Annotated in this window: 19 protein-coding genes; 10 read left to right on the forward strand and 9 right to left on the reverse strand. The window is 58.3% G+C overall.

Annotated elements, in window-relative coordinates:
* Nucleotides 1-70 precede the first annotated feature (70 nt).
* A complete protein-coding gene (locus U6037_RS20140) occupies nt 71-613 on the forward strand; it encodes an exonuclease domain-containing protein (protein WP_007908678.1) in 543 nt (180 codons plus the stop codon).
* A 105-nt stretch (nt 614-718) separates the two neighbouring features.
* A complete protein-coding gene (locus U6037_RS20145) occupies nt 719-1,003 on the forward strand; it encodes a pyrimidine/purine nucleoside phosphorylase (RefSeq protein ID WP_003226701.1) in 285 nt (94 codons plus the stop codon).
* A gap of 71 nt (nt 1,004-1,074) precedes the next feature.
* Here U6037_RS20145 and U6037_RS20150 read toward each other — a convergent pair whose 3' ends face one another.
* Both U6037_RS20150 and U6037_RS20155 read right to left on the reverse strand, forming a co-directional pair.
* Nucleotides 1,075-1,881, reverse strand: coding sequence for an MOSC domain-containing protein (locus tag U6037_RS20150; protein WP_322844296.1), 807 nt, complete (start codon nt 1,879-1,881; stop codon nt 1,075-1,077).
* A 167-nt stretch (nt 1,882-2,048) separates the two neighbouring features.
* Entirely contained in the window at nt 2,049-2,984 is a 936-nt protein-coding gene (locus U6037_RS20155; RefSeq protein WP_007908676.1) for a chemotaxis protein CheV, read from the reverse strand.
* A gap of 454 nt (nt 2,985-3,438) precedes the next feature.
* Between U6037_RS20155 and U6037_RS20160 the strand changes: the two genes are divergently transcribed.
* From U6037_RS20160 to U6037_RS20170, 3 genes are all read left to right on the forward strand, one after another.
* The gene (locus U6037_RS20160) at nt 3,439-3,906 is read left to right on the forward strand and encodes a hypothetical protein (RefSeq protein WP_322844297.1); all 468 of its coding nucleotides are present in this window, start codon (nt 3,439-3,441) and stop codon (nt 3,904-3,906) included.
* Nucleotides 3,907-4,394: 488 nt separating this feature from the next.
* The gene (locus U6037_RS20165) at nt 4,395-5,288 is read left to right on the forward strand and encodes a sensor histidine kinase (protein ID WP_322847344.1); all 894 of its coding nucleotides are present in this window, start codon (nt 4,395-4,397) and stop codon (nt 5,286-5,288) included.
* Nucleotides 5,285-5,944, forward strand: a complete 660-nt coding sequence (locus U6037_RS20170; RefSeq protein WP_034155212.1) for a response regulator transcription factor — start codon at nt 5,285-5,287, stop codon at nt 5,942-5,944. The genes U6037_RS20165 and U6037_RS20170 overlap by 4 nt, the downstream gene beginning before the upstream one ends.
* Here U6037_RS20170 and yegS read toward each other — a convergent pair.
* Complete coding sequence (yegS, locus tag U6037_RS20175) at nt 5,928-6,845, reverse strand: lipid kinase YegS (RefSeq protein WP_322844298.1); 918 nt, start codon at nt 6,843-6,845, stop codon at nt 5,928-5,930. The two genes, U6037_RS20170 and yegS, sit on opposite strands and share 17 nt — an antisense overlap.
* A gap of 313 nt (nt 6,846-7,158) precedes the next feature.
* Here yegS and U6037_RS20180 point away from each other — a divergent pair, with 313 nt between their 5' ends.
* Nucleotides 7,159-7,467, forward strand: coding sequence for a hypothetical protein (locus U6037_RS20180; RefSeq protein ID WP_322847345.1), 309 nt, complete (start codon nt 7,159-7,161; stop codon nt 7,465-7,467).
* Between the two features lie 60 nt (nt 7,468-7,527).
* Here the strand turns inward: U6037_RS20180 and glp are convergent, their stop codons facing one another.
* Together glp and moaB are read right to left on the reverse strand one after the other, a co-directional pair.
* Complete coding sequence (gene glp / locus U6037_RS20185) at nt 7,528-8,754, reverse strand: gephyrin-like molybdotransferase Glp (protein WP_127929216.1); 1,227 nt, start codon at nt 8,752-8,754, stop codon at nt 7,528-7,530.
* A complete protein-coding gene (gene moaB, locus U6037_RS20190; protein WP_064120226.1) occupies nt 8,738-9,277 on the reverse strand; it encodes a molybdenum cofactor biosynthesis protein B in 540 nt (179 codons plus the stop codon). The genes glp and moaB overlap by 17 nt, the downstream gene beginning before the upstream one ends.
* Nucleotides 9,278-9,358: 81 nt before the next feature.
* On the opposite strand from moaB, the gene mobA reads away from it, so the two are divergent.
* Both mobA and U6037_RS20200 read left to right on the forward strand, forming a co-directional pair.
* Complete coding sequence (gene mobA / locus U6037_RS20195; protein WP_322844299.1) at nt 9,359-9,961, forward strand: molybdenum cofactor guanylyltransferase MobA; 603 nt, start codon at nt 9,359-9,361, stop codon at nt 9,959-9,961.
* A 77-nt stretch (nt 9,962-10,038) separates the two neighbouring features.
* Nucleotides 10,039-10,260, forward strand: a complete 222-nt coding sequence (locus tag U6037_RS20200; protein ID WP_007908660.1) for a YgdI/YgdR family lipoprotein — start codon at nt 10,039-10,041, stop codon at nt 10,258-10,260.
* A 79-nt stretch (nt 10,261-10,339) separates the two neighbouring features.
* Here the strand turns inward: U6037_RS20200 and U6037_RS20205 are convergent, their stop codons facing one another.
* The 3 genes from U6037_RS20205 to U6037_RS20215 all read right to left on the reverse strand — a co-directional run bounded on the left by U6037_RS20205 (nt 10,340) and on the right by U6037_RS20215 (nt 11,966).
* Complete coding sequence (locus U6037_RS20205; protein WP_322844300.1) at nt 10,340-11,230, reverse strand: pseudouridine synthase; 891 nt, start codon at nt 11,228-11,230, stop codon at nt 10,340-10,342.
* A gap of 70 nt (nt 11,231-11,300) precedes the next feature.
* Nucleotides 11,301-11,618 carry a transcriptional regulator gene (locus U6037_RS20210; RefSeq protein WP_093435111.1) on the reverse strand — a complete coding sequence of 106 codons (318 nt, stop codon included), beginning with the start codon at nt 11,616-11,618 and terminating at the stop codon, nt 11,301-11,303.
* Between the two features lie 111 nt (nt 11,619-11,729).
* Nucleotides 11,730-11,966, reverse strand: coding sequence for a glutaredoxin family protein (locus U6037_RS20215; RefSeq protein WP_322844301.1), 237 nt, complete (start codon nt 11,964-11,966; stop codon nt 11,730-11,732).
* Nucleotides 11,967-12,173: 207 nt separating this feature from the next.
* Between U6037_RS20215 and U6037_RS20220 the strand changes: the two genes are divergently transcribed.
* Nucleotides 12,174-13,886 carry a monovalent cation:proton antiporter-2 (CPA2) family protein gene (locus U6037_RS20220; RefSeq protein WP_322844302.1) on the forward strand — a complete coding sequence of 571 codons (1,713 nt, stop codon included), beginning with the start codon at nt 12,174-12,176 and terminating at the stop codon, nt 13,884-13,886.
* Here U6037_RS20220 and U6037_RS20225 read toward each other — a convergent pair.
* The gene (locus tag U6037_RS20225; protein WP_322844303.1) at nt 13,883-15,091 is read right to left on the reverse strand and encodes an ammonium transporter; all 1,209 of its coding nucleotides are present in this window, start codon (nt 15,089-15,091) and stop codon (nt 13,883-13,885) included. The two genes, U6037_RS20220 and U6037_RS20225, sit on opposite strands and share 4 nt — an antisense overlap.
* A gap of 305 nt (nt 15,092-15,396) precedes the next feature.
* On the opposite strand from U6037_RS20225, the gene U6037_RS20230 reads away from it, so the two are divergent.
* Nucleotides 15,397-15,711 (forward strand): DUF883 family protein, encoded by a 315-nt coding sequence (locus U6037_RS20230; RefSeq protein WP_122591936.1) that lies wholly within the window; start codon nt 15,397-15,399, stop codon nt 15,709-15,711.
* Nucleotide 15,712: the final 1 nt, after the last annotated feature.

Consider the following 15,712-nt stretch of genomic DNA (forward strand, 5'->3'; position numbering starts at 1 on the left):
TCGCCCACACACGCATGCGGGTTTTGACTACGCTCTGAGTTATCAGAACGCGGAAATCAGGAACCCTGCGATGCCCCACTGGCTGGTCATAGATCTGGAAGCCACCACCGACGAGGGTGGCTGGCCGGTCACCGAAATGGAAATTATCGAGATCGGCGCCACGTTGGTCGATCGCGCCGGGCGCGAGCAGGATCACTTCCAGCGCTTCGTCAAACCGACGCGGCGGCCATTGCTGACGCCTTTTTGTCGTGAACTCACGCATATCACCCAAGCCAATATCGACACGGCGCAGCCGTTGACCGAAGTCTGGCCGGCGTTCGAACGCTGGCTCGCTCAGCATCAGACGCGCCTCGAAGGCTGGGCCAGTTGGGGTGATTACGACCGCAAGCAGTTGTTGCAGGAGTGGCAGCGTCTGCAAATCGACAGTGGCTTGAGCAAAGTGCCGCACATGAACCTCAAACAACGCTTCGCCAAGGCTCGGCGCCTCGAACGGCCGCTGGGCCTTAACGGCGCACTGCAATTGGCCGGCATGCAGTTCAGCGGTCAACAGCATCGGGCGCTGGAGGATGCGCGCAACACCGCGCGATTGTTGCCACTGGTATTGCCACTCTAGGGTCAATTCGAGAACTCACTGGACAGACGCCGGGCAGGTGACGGCGTTGAACGCCTTGTGCATACTGGCCGCCTCCCTTTTTCAGCCCCTTTTGAGGAATCGCCCATGTTTAAAGTCAACGAGTACTTCGACGGCACCGTCAAGTCGATCGCCTTTGGCACCGCTGAAGGTCCGGCGACCATCGGCGTCATGGCCCCGGGCGAATACGAATTCGGCACCGCTCAGCGTGAAATCATGCACGTGGTGTCTGGCGCGCTGACCGTCAAACTGCCTGACAGCAGCGACTGGGAAACCTTCGCCGCCGGCAGCCAGTTCAACGTTCCGGCCAACAGCAAATTTCAGTTGAAGGTGGCGGTCGACACCGCCTACCTGTGCGAATACCGCGGCTAAAGCAGCGGTTTCACTGCACCAAAAAAATGCCCGCGTCCAAGGACACGGGCATTTTTCGTTACGGTGGCGGATTACTCGAGAATCTCCACCGGCATGCCAACCTCGAGTCGACCATTGCTGTCATTCACCAGGTTCTGGCCGAACATCGCGCCATCGGCTTCAGCGCGGTATTTTTGCAGGGTTGCCAGCGGTTCACGATCGGCACTGCGCTCGCCGGTTTGCGGGTCGATGGTGGTGAGTATGCAGCGTGAGCATGGCTTGACCACGCGAAACTCGACGTCGCCAATGCGAATCCGCTTCCAACTGTCTTCGGCATAGGCCTCACTGCCCTCGATCACCAGGTTCGGCCGAAAGCGCAACATTTCCAACGGTCGCCCAACCTTTTGCGAGAGATCCCGCAAGGAGGCTTCGCCGATCAACAGCAGAGGAAATCCGTCGGCGAAGGCGACCTGATCGTCATCGTCGCCATAGCCCGCTTGCGTGGTGCGCGCCCGATCCAGAGGCACCTGCACCAGACGGGTCGGTTTGCCGATGAAATCGCTGACCCAACGGGCCGCTTCATCACCGGCATCCGGCACACGCAAGGTATCGCGCCAGATCGTCACGCCGCGCAGTTCCGCATCGTTGCCCGGCAAGGCGATGTCGATGGAAGACTGTTGCGGGGCACTCAGGGTCAGACCGCCCTGCGCATTCCACAGGGCGGACAACTGACTCATCTTTGCTTCGGCGCGCTGGGTCAGGAAGCGGCCGCTCGCTTCGTCCACGAGCATCCAGCGTCGGTCGCCATCAAGGCCCAGCTTGTCGAGGTCGACGTGTTGCAGCACATCGACTTTGCCGGATTTCAACGGGTAACGATAAAGCGCGCTCAGACGCAGCATGGCCAGCTCCCTGGAGGATAAAAACGCCACCCTATACGAGCTTGAGCAGGAATCAAAGAGCAATAACTGTAGGTGTGAGCCTGCTCGCGATAGCGGTGTGTCAGGTAATGATTCGGGGCTGACACACCGCTATCGCGAGCTGGCTCACTCCTGCAATGGGTGTGTGATCAGGCCGGAACTTCGTCGAGCATCAGACGCTGGCGAACCACGTCGACCAGTTTGTCCGGCTGGAACTTGGAGAGGAAGTTGTCGCAACCGACCTTCTTCACCATCGAATCGTTGAAACTGCCGGACAACGAGGTATGCAGCACCACGTACAGGCCACGCAGACGCGGGTCGTTGCGAATTTCGGTGGTCAGGCGATAGCCATCCATTTCCGGCATTTCCGCATCAGTGAAAATCATCAGCAGTTTGTCGGTCATGTTGACACCGGTATCGGCCCAGGCCTTGAGCATGTTCAGCGCCTTCAGGCCATCGCTGGCAATGTGCATTTTCACGCCGAGCTGGCCGAGGGTGTCACGCAATTGCGAAAGCGCGACGTTGGAGTCGTCCACCAACAGCACTTCGCGGCCACGGGCGCGTTCCAGCACCGGGTCTTCGAGCTTTTCCCGCGAGACCTTGGCGTTGTAAGGGACGATTTCAGCGAGAACTTTTTCGACGTCGATGATTTCCACCAGTTGATCATCGACTTTGCTGATCGCGGTCAGATAATGCTGGCGCCCGGCGCTGGTCGGGGGCGGCAGAATGGCTTCCCAGTTCATGTTGACGATGCGGTCCACACCGCCGACGAGGAAGGCTTGCACCGAGCGGTTGTACTCGGTGACGATGATCGTGCTGTTCGGCCCCGGCACCAATGGGCGCATGCCGATCGCTTGCGACAGATCGATCACCGGCAAGGTCTGACCGCGCAGATTGACCACACCGCAGACAAACGGGTGACGCTGGGGCATCAAGGTCAGCTTCGGCAGTTGCAGCACCTCCTGAACCTTGAACACGTTGATTGCGAACAACTGACGCCCGGCCAGTCGAAACATGAGAATTTCCAGGCGATTCTCACCCACCAGTTGCGTGCGTTGGTCTACCGTGTCGAGAATGCCGGCCATCAATGACTCCTGGGCTTGTTCTGATGAATTCACTATGTGAGGTTATCGGCGGCAAATGGCGGTTCTTGATTGCCATGCCAGACCCGCTCAAAAATGCCATGCTCAGGCATTGATGTCACATTAACATCATGCTTTACTGGCGCAGTGATTTTCATCTGCTACATTCTCTGCGGCGCGACCTCGGTTTGCACGATAGGTTCCCGTGTCTAAGGGATTCCCCTAGTAACAATCAGGCCCAACCTGATATTCGCAATATCCAATAGCCATTAATGTGACGCCATTCTCATTGCATGAACGGAGTCAGGCTATTGTGTGCGATCGCAGTTCAGTGGAAACAACCCCTCTGGAACCCCTCAGCCTGTGCACCTGCACGTCTGGGCGCGATCTCCCGACGATTCATGATCGTCGCCACACACGGCATTCCCTCATCAGACATGACGTGGTGGAGATAAGCATGCCAATGGACCGCAAAGAGTGGGTACAACGCTTCCCCGAATTCCTGGTCGAGGCCGAACAACTCCTGGCCAAGTCCGAAGAATGCCTCAGCCATCTGCAACTGATCAGCAATGACAAGGACGCCATCGAGTGCATGCTCAATACCCTCCTCAAGCTCGCACGCCGCGCTGAAGCCCTGGCGCTGGAGGCGATTTCCGAGTTTTCCCTGCACATTTACAGCCTGCTCAATCTGAGCCAGGATCACGTCGACCTTCACGAACAAGCCCTGCAAGCGTTGCAGGACTGCTTCACGCTGATGGCCTGGCAGCTTGAACTGGTCGATCAGAAGACCGGGCTACTGAGCCTTGATGAAAGCGAACAGACTTCGCTGATCGAAGCATTCGCCTTCCAGGTCGGTCAGAGCCAGCGGCAGCCACCGCTGTCGGGCAAACGTTTGCCTCAACTGCCCTATTCGGGACAAGCCTGAATTGCCCCTTGTACACCGCGCAGGAATTTTGAACTGAAACGTTGATGTCGTAATTGGATAGTTCATACCTGCCAGCGACAAGTGAAATTAAATTATCAGCTTTGACAGACTCGAATTTTTTCTGCCGGCCTCAGGGTTTGCCTGTGTGTAAACAAGCACACTTTCAGGCAACACCGACATCTCTCGCACACAATAAATCCGGCTTTTTTCCATTATGGAACTTGAGTCCAATATCACCTGTTTCCTGACTCAATGGACATATATAGCAAACGCGACCAACGGTATCTTAAGTGGTATTATGCCGCGCACTAGTTGCTTTCAAATTAATGGCACAGTGACTTCAAATAGCGCTATCTGCCGAAGTAGGCGATCAATCCGTTCACTGAACCGCGTTGAAATCAATAACATAATCGACAGCATTTTCAGACAGAGACCCGTCAGCCTCCGGCCGGTCTGCCCGCAGCGAACATCCATTGGCTCCATCCGTTATGTACGCCAGCCTCAAGTCAATCACTACATGGCCACCCTCCCGGGAAAATGCACGCCGGTTCACACTCATACTGTGTGTCGCGGCAACGCTTGGCAGCCTGCTGACCTACGGTCTTTCAACTCCACTTTGCCTTGGACTGCTGTTGCTCGACATTGCGGCTACCGCGTGTGTCTGGGTGCAATATCGCCTGTCGCGCAAATCGATCAAATTTCAGCCGCAGGAGCTCGCTGACCGTCTGCTGGAAGTCCAGGAAAACGAACGCCATCGCCTCAGCCGCGAACTGCACGACGATATCGGCCAGTTGCTGACGGCCGCCAAACTGCAGAGCGAGTGGCTCAAGCGCCGCATGCCGGCTGACTTGCAGGAACAATGCACGGCGTTGTGCGACACCCTGGAAGAAACCCTCAACAAAGTGCGCGACGTCTCGGCCATTCTCAACCCACGTCAATTGACCAGCCTGGGACTGGAAGCCAGCCTGCGTGCGCACCTGCTCAAGACACTGACCAACAGCAGCGTGCACTGGAGCCTTGATTGCCAGCAGCGCCTTAACGGTATCCCGGAAGAAATGGCGGTGGCCGCCTTTCGCATCACCCAGGAGGCTGTTACCAATATCCTGCGTCACGCACAGGCGAAAAACCTGGTGATACGCGTGCAACGTCTGCCGGAAGGCCTGACGTTGCTGATCAGCGATGACGGCCTGGGATTCGCCCCGGCCGCCAATCCGGGTCGTGAAGGACAACGAGGCATGGCCGGGATGGCCGAACGAATCGAGCAACTGGGTGGCACCCTGAACGTCATCAGCGAACCGGGCAAAGGCACTCAAATCGAAGCACTCTTCCCCTGGGCGCCTCGCGCACTCGAGCGGGCCAGTACGAATAAGGTTATGCGTTGACTTGCAACTTACTTCTGGTGGATGACCACTCGCTGATCAGGGCCGGCGTGCGCGCTCTGGTACTGGATATTCCCGGTTACGCGGTGATTGGCGAGGCCAATGACGGTTCGCAACTGCTCGAAATGGTCGAGCAATTGAGTCCGGACATCGTCTTGCTGGATATCTCGATGAAAGAAACCGGTGGCCTGGAAGCCCTGCAACGACTCAAGCGAGTGCGTCCGCAGAGCAAGGTGCTGATCCTCTCGATGCATACCGATCCAGCGCTGATCATGCAGGCCCTGGAATCCGGCGCCCATGGTTACTTGCTCAAGGACACGACGGCCACCGAACTCGAACATGCGCTGGAAGCCTTGCGCAACAACGAGCGCTATTTGAGCCCGGCCATTGCCCACACCGTGATCAATCAGGCTCTGACACGCAATCAGAAGCAGCAGCCGGAAATCGCCGACTCGCACAATCTGACCGCCCGACAACTGGAAATCCTGCGCTTGATCGTGCGCGGAAAATCCACCCGGGAAATCGCCAATGGCCTGGGACTGAGCATCAAGACGGTCGAGACCCATCGCTCACAGATCATGAAACGCCTGCAAATCTACGACGTGGCCGGCCTGGTGCTGTTCGCCGTGCGCGAACAGATCATCAGCCTGGACGACTGACCAATCCGGCGCCGCCCAACAATGGAGAATGCTCCGGCAAATGCACGCGCAACGCTGCCGGACGCGCTTCAAATCGCATGTTGTCGCCCTCCAGCGGTTCGCCATCAAGATTGATGCAGAGCCCCTCGGCGACCTTGATTTCGACCCATGGCAAACGGGTTCGCACAAACATGTTGTCGATCCCGAAACCATCGCTGAGCAGCGTCTTCAACGTGCCCACCAGCTCCTGTGGTGCCGGCAGGATACTGATATCAAGCAAACCATCATCGGCCAGCGCCTCTGGACACAATACGTGCCCGCCACCGGCCTGACGACCATTGCCGATGCCCAGCGCCAGCAACTCGCCACGCCAGTGAAAGTCCGGGCCCTGAAGTTCACCGTAAGCGGCATGCAGCTCGCTGAACCGTGACAAACCGGTGAACAGATAGGCAGCACCGCCCAGCACCTTTTTCAGGTCCTCGGAGGTATTGGCCGTAACCTGGCTGCCGAAACCTCCGGTGGCCATGTTGAGGAAAATCTGCCCGCCCACTTCTCCCAGATCGATATTGCGCGGCGGTACATCAAGCAGTTCGAGTGCCTCGGCGAGCTCCAGTGGCACACCGGCCGCGCGGGAAAAGTCGTTGGCGGTACCCAAGGGTAAAAGCACCAGGCTGGCTTTGCCCGGATGTGCCGCGAGCGCTTCGGCAATATCGCGCAACGTGCCATCTCCACCACCGGCAATGATCTTTGTGTAGCCGTCCGCCAATGCCTGTTCGACCCAACGCTGAGCATCCCCTGCCTCCCAGGTCAGGCGTACGGCCAGTTCCCAGCCCTGTTTACGCTTGTCCTCGACGGCAGTTCTAACCGTCTCGTTGAGAGCCTGCTTGCCATGCAGAATCAATAGCGCTCGGCGTTCAGTCATTACGTCACTCCACAAATCGAATCGGTTGAAACATCTTGACCGCTACTGCAGACAAAAAAGCCGTGGAAATCACAATTAATTCAACCTTCTGGCGCGGACGTCCTACACAGCGGTATTTTTTCTTACAAAACATGCGGAAACGGCTTAATTGACCCGGACCGAGCATTGGGTCACCGTGTGCTGGCGATATCAATCTTCAACCCAATACACAAGGACGTGCATGTAATGAGCGGATACACCCCCAATGCTCTTGTCAGCTCAAGAGCTGGAACAGGTCGCAAGCGAACATTCGAAGCAACCGGTGGATGCTTCCATGCCAAGCCATGAAGCAAGAATGCCAGTGAGCCCGGTCGGTCCTCTCGTCGAAAGTCGCGCGAATCACAAGTCCGAATTCAAAAGCAGCGCCAGAGCTACCGGAGAAGTTGATATGGAACCTCGAGTAACCGAGCTGGAAACCCATCTCAAATATCTACGACGGGACATGGACGAAGTCCGCGGTGATGTCAGAACGATCAAACACCGGCTTGCCTACTCGGCGGGCGCAACGGCAGTAGTTCTGGGGTTGCTGGGTTGGGTGGCCAACAGCCGATTCGACCAGCTTGTGGCATTGATCAGCAACTGACGAATGAGTCATCGCAGGCGCCGCCTGAGTCAGCCGACGCCTGCATTTGCGGGACCGCGATCAGTCCAGCAGGTCACTCAGCGGAATGAAGGCAACTTCGTCTCCTTCGCTCAATGTGCGACCTTCCAGCACTTCGACCAATCCATCTGCCCACGCAGCGCTACGCAGTACGCCTGAGCTCTGGTTGCGGTAAACAGTCGCCCGTCCTTGCTCCAGACGACCACGCAGATATTCGCGCCGATTGCCTGCCACCGGCCAGACAAAACCAGCCGGGACAGTGAACTTCAGCGGCTCGACGTCCCGCACACCCTGACGGCGTAACAGGTAAGGCCGAGTGAGCAGCGCGAAGGTCACCAATGTTGACGCCGGATTCCCGGGCAAACCAATGACCGGCACGCCGCGGAAATGCCCAAACGTCAACGGCTTTCCGGGCTTGATCGCCAGCTTCCAGAGGGCCAGCTCACCCTCTTCGCGCAAGGCAATACCCAGAAAATCCGCCTCACCCACCGAGACGCCACCCGTGGAAAGAATCAGATCAACATCCTGCAACTCACCCAGACGGGCACGGGTAGTGGCCAGATCATCCGGGAGAATGCCGGCGTCGACTACCTCACAGCCCAGACGTTGCAACCAACTGCACAGCAACACCCGATTGCTGTTGTATATCTGACCCGGCCCCAGTGCCTGGCCTGGTTCGACCAACTCATCGCCGGTGGAAATCACCGCGACTCTCACCTTGCGCACCACCTTCAGTCCGGCGCAGCCCAACGATGCAGCCAATCCCTGCTCAATCGGACCCAATCGAGTGCCGGCAGGCAGAATCAGCTCACCGACGGTAGTTTCCTGGCCTTGCGGGCGGATGTTCTGCCCGGCTTTCATCGGTTCCAGGAAACGCACCATTGCGTCGGCTTGAACCTCAGCGTTTTCCTGCATTTCTACACAGTCAGCACCCGCCGGCACCGGAGCCCCGGTGAAAATCCGCGCACAAGTGCCGGGCTTCAGCGGTTCGGGGGATTGCCCGGCAAACACTTTCTGACTGACCGGCACCGGTTGGCCATTCCAGTCGGCCAGATTCAACGCATAACCGTCCATGGCGCTGTTAGGCCAGGGTGGCAGATCCAGCGCCGAAATCAGGTCCTCGCTCAGCACCCGCCCCTGAACCTGTGCCAGCGGCAAATACTCATGCTCGACAATTGCCGACGTTTCAGCCATTTCGAGCAGACGCGCCAGCGCCACCTCGACCGGCATCAGCGCCCCCGTTTTGCCCGGCTTACCCACGGGATTCACAAGGCGCCGCCTGTTTCAAATGGGTGACGAAATTGCACGGGCGGTGCCGAGCGTCCAGTTGCTCACCAAGGATGCCGTCCCAGCCAGTGCGTACGGCATTGGTCGAACCCGGCAAACAGCAAACCAGCGTGCCATTGGCCAGGCCGGCCAATGCACGGGACTGCACCGTCGAAGTGCCGATATCGGCTACCGAAATCTGCCGGAACAACTCACCAAACCCGTCGACCTGTTTGTCGAGCAGACAGGCGACCGCTTCGGGTGTGCTATCACGGCCAGTGAATCCGGTGCCGCCAGTGATCAGCACTACCTGCACGACATCGTCGGCAATCCAGTTGGCGACTTGCGCGCGAATTTTGTAGAGGTCATCTTTGAGCAAGACCCGCTCTGCCAGATGGTGGCCCGCCGCCGTCAAGCGGTCGACAAAGACCTGACCTGAGGTGTCGGTTTCCAGAGTTCGGGTGTCACTGACTGTCAGCACCGCAATATTGAGCGGCACGAAAGGTACATCAGCCTTGGCTTTCATAGGCTCGTCCAGTTGTAGGAGAAACAGCCCGGTGTTATATCACAGCGCCTCATTTTTTCGCCGCCCCTCTGGAGAGCTGCCATGCCCCTGAATACGCAATTGCCACCCTGCTCCATTCTGCTCCTGGCAGGCGGACGCGGCCAACGCATGGGCGGTCAGGACAAAGGATTGGTCGAGTGGCTGGGTGAGCCGTTGATTGCACATTTGCAACGCAAGGTTCGTGCAATGACTGACGACCTGATCATTTCCTGCAACCGCAATCGCGAGCGTTACGCCCCCTTCGCCGATCAATTGGTGGTCGATGACCAGAGCGATTTCCCCGGGCCACTGGCCGGCATTCGCGCCGGCCTGAAAGCTGCGCGCCACACGCACCTGTTGGTCTTGCCCTGTGATGTGCCGCGAATTGACGCAGCACTGCTGCAAAGCATGCGTGAGACTGCCAATCTGAATCCTGAAAAACCTTTAATGTTGCGCCATGACGAGCATTGGGAACCGTTGCTGTGCGTGATTCCGGTGGCCTTGCTAGACGCCTTCGAAAACGCCTGGAACGCCGGTGAGCGCAGCCCCGGCCGAGTCATGCGCAGTCTCGGTGCCACTGCCCTGCAATGCCCGGACAACGACCCGCGCCTGGCCAACCTCAATACCCCCGAACTGTTAAATTCGCACAACACTGTGTCAGACTGACACTATTCAAGGAACTCTCACGCCTTGTATACGTCTCAAGCTCAGTAACCAAAAGAATTTCCATTCGGAGACACACCATGACTCAACGGACCCTCGCCACTTTCATGCTCGCACTGGGCCTTGCCACCCTCGCCGGTTGCTCCTCGCCTACAGTGATCACCTTGAATGACGGTCGCGAAATCCAGGCCGTCGACACCCCGAAATACGATGATGATTCGGGCTTCTACGAGTTCAAACAGCTGGACGGCAAAGAAACCCGCATCAACAAGGATCAGGTTCGTACCGTTAAAGAGCTGTAAGCTCTGGTTCGACACCGGATACAGAAAGCCCGCATTGATTGCGGGCTTTTTTATGGGCGCTCGAAAAGTGAAGTCGGTATTACCACTGCAGCGTAATCCGGCTCTCGAATTCGCGTTCTTCACCGGTCACCGGGTCGATAAACCGCAAACCTTGCGCCAACAACTTCAGCGGATTGGCGTAATCGTCCTCGACGTCTTTCAACACCTGCGGATAAAACGGATCGTTGCAGATGCTCGCGCCCAGCGCAGTCATGTGGACGCGCAGTTGATGTTTCTTGCCGGTCACCGGAAACAATCCATAGCGCCACAGATCGCCATGTTTTTCCCGAACCTCCACCGCCGTTTCGGTATTGCTCGCACCTTCGCCTTCCTGCATGCGGAAAAACGGTTCGCCATCCACCAGACGGCTTTTGTGCACCAAGGGAAAACTCAGATCCGGCAGCGCTGGGGCGATGGCTTCATAGCGTTTGTCGATCTGCCGCGTGGGGAATAGCGACTGATAAGCCGAACGGGTTTGCGGATTGGCCGAGAAAATCACCAGACCCGCTGTATGCCGATCGATGCGGTGCAAAGGCACCAGGTGGGGATTGTCCAGGCGGCGAATCAGCCTGCGCAACAAGGTTTGCTCAACGTATTCGCCGGCGGGCGTCACCGGCAAAAAATGCGGTTTGTCAGCCACTACCAGATGTTCGTCGGCATACAGGATCGACTCGACCACCGGGATCGGCTTCTCGTCCGGCACTTCGCGAAAATAATGAATTCGCAAGCCTTCCTTGTAGGGCAAATCCACCGGAATCGGCTGACCATGACCATCCAGCACCCGCCCCCGGGCGATCCGGTCCAGCCATTGCTCGCGATCAATGGCATGGAAATGCTCGCACAGGCAATCGAGCACGGTCAGCCAGGCACCCGGTGGCAGATAAAGCGTGCTCGCCTGTTTCTGCGCAGCAGAAAATGTTGATGTGGACATACGGAAATCGAACCCTCAATACAGGGCGGCATTATCCAGCACTGAGGGAAACCAGCCTAGCGCAGAATGCTCAGGCCGGGATCGTTTTGAGCGCTGCTGCGTCAGTGAATTCCTTGAGCCAGCGCAGCACATCGACCGCCTCCCATCGACCCGGGTCGTACAAGGCGTAGAGCAAACCCTGATAACCGACCACATCCAGTTGCTTGTGATAGCCGGCACGCTGAAACAAGGCCTCGATCTCGGCAAAGCACGTGTTGAAATGCAGCTTGTTGAACGGCGTCTTGCCTTCCGTGACCAACCCGTCCAGGCGCAATTCGAGAACCGCCTCGCGCACCACGTCAACCGACATCCGGTTCACGCTGTTCTTCAACTGTTCGACATTGACCACGGTTCATCCCTCTGACGCATTTACTGTATGAACATACAGTAACCGAACAAACCGCATAATGCCAAGGAATGGATGGCAGCGGCGATCGGCGGGATGAACCAGAAAAGCGGATTAACGCAGAAACGCAACGACTTCATCAGCGCTGAATGGCCAGCCCAGTTCGGCCCCGGTATCAACCCGGCGCAACACCGGAATCCGCAAGCTGTAGGCCGTATACCAGGATTCGTCGTCAGCAATATCGACCAGTTCAACCAGCAGGCCATGCTCGACAAGAGGCATCAGCTCGGCCTCGGCGAATTCACACAAATGGCAACCAAGGGTGCCGAACAGCTGACATTCAGGAGGCATGATTGCTCAACCAAAAAATGAGTGGGCCTATTCTAGGCCGCACCACAAAACCCGTCGAGCCAACGCCGCCCGAAGGCTCCAGCGCCGAAGACAGGGTCCACAGGCAAAACCCTGACGCAAATCAGTCCGCAGAAAAACCAATTACGCGATCCTCCCGGTCTTTTTGCCTCTACGCTTGAAAAGCCTGATCTGCCATCGGAGTGTCCAGTGTTTGCCAATCTGTTGATCATCCTCGCCTCGTCCCTCGTGGTGATTGCCCTGTTCCGTCGCCTGCGGTTGCCGCCGGTTCTGGGTTATCTGTGCGTGGGACTGCTGGTCGGGCCGAGTGCCTTCGACTGGGTCAACGAGAGCGAACACCTGCCTGACGTAGCGGAACTGGGCGTGGTGTTTCTGTTGTTTTCGCTGGGTCTGGAATTCTCTCTGTCGAAGATGATTGCCCTGCGCCAGGTGGTGTTCCGTCTGGGCAGTCAGCAGGTGCTGATCAGCACCGCGCTGCTCGGTTTGTTGCTGATGCTGCTGGGCATGCCGATGACACCAGCGCTGTTGCTCGGCGCCGGGCTTTCGCTGTCATCGACGGCAATTGTGACAAAGGAATTGGGCAGCCTCGGCGAGGTGTTCAGCAGCCATGGGCAGAATGCCGTTGGCGTTTTGCTGTTTCAGGACGTTGTCGCTGTATTACTGCTGACGTTGGTGCCTGTGTTCGCCGGCAGCAGCGAGCAAGCCTGGTACTGGGCGCTGCCACTGACGCTGGCGAAGACCGTGGTGCTGTTTGTCGGTCTGCTGCTGGCCAGTCGCTGGTTACTGCCGAGGCTGTTCCACGAAGTGGCCGCGTCACGCTCGGCAGAGTTGTTCGTGTTGCTGGCGCTAGTGATTGTGTTGTTGACCGCGTGGCTGACTCACCTGCTGGGCCTGTCCCCTGCCCTCGGTGCGTTTCTGGCCGGCATGTTGCTCGGTGAAAGCCACTATCGACACCAGATCGAGGCCGACATCCGCCCCTTTCGCGACATCCTGCTCGGGGTGTTTTTCGTCAGCATCGGCATGCTCATCGACCTGCAACTGTTCGTCAGTCACAGCCTGCTGATCGTCGGACTCACCGTCGGTTTGATGGTAATCAAAGGCATCGTCGTGGCCTTGCTGGTGAAGTGGCGCGGCAGTGACAGCGAAACGGCGTGGCGCAGTGGCCTGGCGTTGGCTCAGGGCGGCGAGTTCTGCTTTGCATTGATGGCGCAGATGCAGCAGAACAGCATGATGCCCGAGGCACTGGGTGACCTGCTGCTCGCCGCAACATTCTGCTCGATGCTGCTGACGCCACTGTTGCTGCGCGCAGCGCCACGCATCGCGGCAGTGCTGCACCGCAAACCCAATCAGGAGGCACAGATCGAAGAGATCAGCGCGCTCAACGCCGACCTCAACCAGCACGTGGTGATTTGTGGCTACGGCCGCGTCGGCCAATCCATCGGGCGGTTCATGCGCAATGCCAGACAGTCTTATATCGCGCTGGACAATGACCCGGTCCGGGTACAGGAAGCCGCCAGCGGAGAAAGCGACGTGCATTACGGCGACTCGTCGCGCGGCGACCTGCTGAACGCCGTCGGCCTGCTGCGCGCCAGACTGCTGGTGGTTGCCGTGGATCAGAGCGAGATTGCCCTGCGCATCCTCAAGGAAGCGCGTCGGCTCAACGCCCACGTGCCGATTCTGGTACGCACCCGCGACGACAGCCAATGGGCCGAACTGAAAGCCGCCGGCGCCACCGAAGTGGTGCCGGAACTGTTGGAGTCGAGCCTGATGCTCGCCTCTCACGCCTTGATCATGCTCGGTTTGCCGGCGCATCAGGTGCAGGAACAGGTCGATCAGGTGCGCATCGACCGCTATCGCCTGCTTCACGGTTTTTATCCCGGTACCGACGATGCCGAAACCTAGTCCTGACTTACCGCGCCGATCTTGTGCAACGACAGATCGGCGCCGTAATACTCTTGTTCCTGACTCAGGCGCAGCCCGTGCAGCGCCTTGATCACGCCGTAGACGACGAAGCCACCGATCAGCGCCACCGCAACGCCCAGTGCGGTGCCGATCAACTGGCTTATCAGGCTGACGCCGCCGATCCCGCCAAGCGCGGTCTGGCCGAAAATCCCGCAGGCAATCCCGCCCCAAACACCGCACAAACCGTGCAATGGCCAGACACCCAAGACATCGTCGATGCGCCATTTCACCTGCGCGGCGGTAAAGCACCAGACAAACATCGCGCCAGCGATCGCGCCGGTCACCAGTGCACCGACCGGATGCATCAGATCGGAGCCGGCACAGATCGCCACCAGCCCGGCCAGTGGCCCATTGTGCAGAAAGCCCGGGTCATTGCGCCCGACGAGCAGTGCCGCCATGGTGCCGCCGACCATGGCCATCAACGAATTGACCGCCACCAGACCGCTGACGCCTTGCAGCGTTTGTGCGCTCATCACGTTGAAACCAAACCAGCCGACAATCAGAATCCACGAGCCCAGCGCCAGAAAGGGAATGCTCGACGGTGCGAACGCGACCAGGCGACCGTCGCGGTAACGACCATTGCGCGGCCCCAGCAACAGCACCGCCGCCAGTGCCAGCCAACCGCCCATGGCATGCACCACGACGGACCCGGCGAAATCATGGAAAGCGGCACCGAACTGCGCCGTCAGCCACGCTTGCAGACCGTAGTTGCCGTTCCAGATCATGCCTTCGAAGAACGGATAGATGAACGCGACGATCAATGCCGTGGCGCACAACTGCGGCACGAAACGCGCGCGCTCGGCGATGCCACCGGAAATGATCGCCGGGATCGCGGCTGCGAAGGTCAGCAGGAAGAAAAACTTCACCAGTCCATAACCGTGATCGGCACTCAGCACCGCAGCTGGCTGCATGAAGGTCACGCCATAGGAGATCCAATAGCCTATAAAGAAATAGGCCAGGGTCGAGACGGCGAAGTCACTGAGAATTTTCGACAGCGCATTGACCTGGTTTTTCTGGCGCACCGTACCGACTTCCAGAAAGGCGAAACCGGCGTGCATCGCCAGCACCATCACCGCACCGATCAGAATGAACAAGGTATTGGAGCTGTGAACCAGCGTGTCCACAGCGCTTTGCAGATTTTCCATAAGCAGGCAGACCTAAAGGCGAAAAAGGCACCAAAGCGGTTCATGCGCACATTTCATGCACCAAGTTGCGACCGCGCAGTCACTGATCCGCAGATGCGGCGAACTGCTTTGGCGCACAAGGTCGATGTCCTGACACGAACCGGGCTTGTTTGGGATAAGGTTTCTCGAGGCGCACGCCCGGCAACAGCGCACAACGGCCGGGCGACGCACCACGACACAGCAAAAGTTGTACCAGTCATTTGTACTGAACCTTCGCGCAAGGCTCATACTCGAACGCTTCAGACGTCACTTACGGAGATCCACCCATGGCCAGCATCAAGGCAAAGACTGCTCAAGAAATCCTCATGAACGACTTCCAGACTTTGGTCGCCGACACCGAACGGTTGCTCGAGCACACCGCCACCCTGGCCGGCGATCAGGCTGATGAGCTGCGCGAGCAGATTCACGACAGCCTGCTGCGCGCCCGCGAAACCCTGAAACTGACCGAAGACACCCTGCGCGAACGTGGTCAGGCAGCGGTGACCGCCACTGAAGATTACGTCTCGGCCAATCCGTGGCAGTCGGTCGGCATTGCCGCCGGTGTCGGCTTCCTGATCGGCCTGCTAGCCACTCGGCGCTGAT

Origin of the sequence: Pseudomonas sp. B33.4, assembly GCF_034555375.1 — a bacterium.
Classification (GTDB): domain Bacteria; phylum Pseudomonadota; class Gammaproteobacteria; order Pseudomonadales; family Pseudomonadaceae; genus Aquipseudomonas.

Bases quoted from the DNA above. Each gene is read 5' to 3' on its own strand.
- U6037_RS20140 (WP_007908678.1), top strand. From the start codon at position 71: ATGCCCCACTGGCTGGTCATAGATCTGGAAGCCACCACCGACGAGGGT.
- U6037_RS20145 (WP_003226701.1), top strand. From the start codon at position 719: ATGTTTAAAGTCAACGAGTACTTCGACGGCACCGTCAAGTCGATCGCC.
- U6037_RS20150 (WP_322844296.1), bottom strand. From the start codon at position 1,881: ATGCTGCGTCTGAGCGCGCTTTATCGTTACCCGTTGAAATCCGGCAAA.
- U6037_RS20155 (WP_007908676.1), bottom strand. From the start codon at position 2,984: ATGGCCGGCATTCTCGACACGGTAGACCAACGCACGCAACTGGTGGGT.
- U6037_RS20160 (WP_322844297.1), top strand. From the start codon at position 3,439: ATGCCAATGGACCGCAAAGAGTGGGTACAACGCTTCCCCGAATTCCTG.
- U6037_RS20165 (WP_322847344.1), top strand. From the start codon at position 4,395: ATGTACGCCAGCCTCAAGTCAATCACTACATGGCCACCCTCCCGGGAA.
- yegS (WP_322844298.1), bottom strand. From the start codon at position 6,845: ATGACTGAACGCCGAGCGCTATTGATTCTGCATGGCAAGCAGGCTCTC.
- U6037_RS20180 (WP_322847345.1), top strand. From the start codon at position 7,159: ATGCCAAGCCATGAAGCAAGAATGCCAGTGAGCCCGGTCGGTCCTCTC.
- moaB (WP_064120226.1), bottom strand. From the start codon at position 9,277: ATGAAAGCCAAGGCTGATGTACCTTTCGTGCCGCTCAATATTGCGGTG.
- mobA (WP_322844299.1), top strand. From the start codon at position 9,359: ATGCCCCTGAATACGCAATTGCCACCCTGCTCCATTCTGCTCCTGGCA.
- U6037_RS20200 (WP_007908660.1), top strand. From the start codon at position 10,039: ATGACTCAACGGACCCTCGCCACTTTCATGCTCGCACTGGGCCTTGCC.
- U6037_RS20205 (WP_322844300.1), bottom strand. From the start codon at position 11,230: ATGTCCACATCAACATTTTCTGCTGCGCAGAAACAGGCGAGCACGCTT.
- U6037_RS20215 (WP_322844301.1), bottom strand. From the start codon at position 11,966: ATGCCTCCTGAATGTCAGCTGTTCGGCACCCTTGGTTGCCATTTGTGT.
- U6037_RS20225 (WP_322844303.1), bottom strand. From the start codon at position 15,091: ATGGAAAATCTGCAAAGCGCTGTGGACACGCTGGTTCACAGCTCCAAT.
- U6037_RS20230 (WP_122591936.1), top strand. From the start codon at position 15,397: ATGGCCAGCATCAAGGCAAAGACTGCTCAAGAAATCCTCATGAACGAC.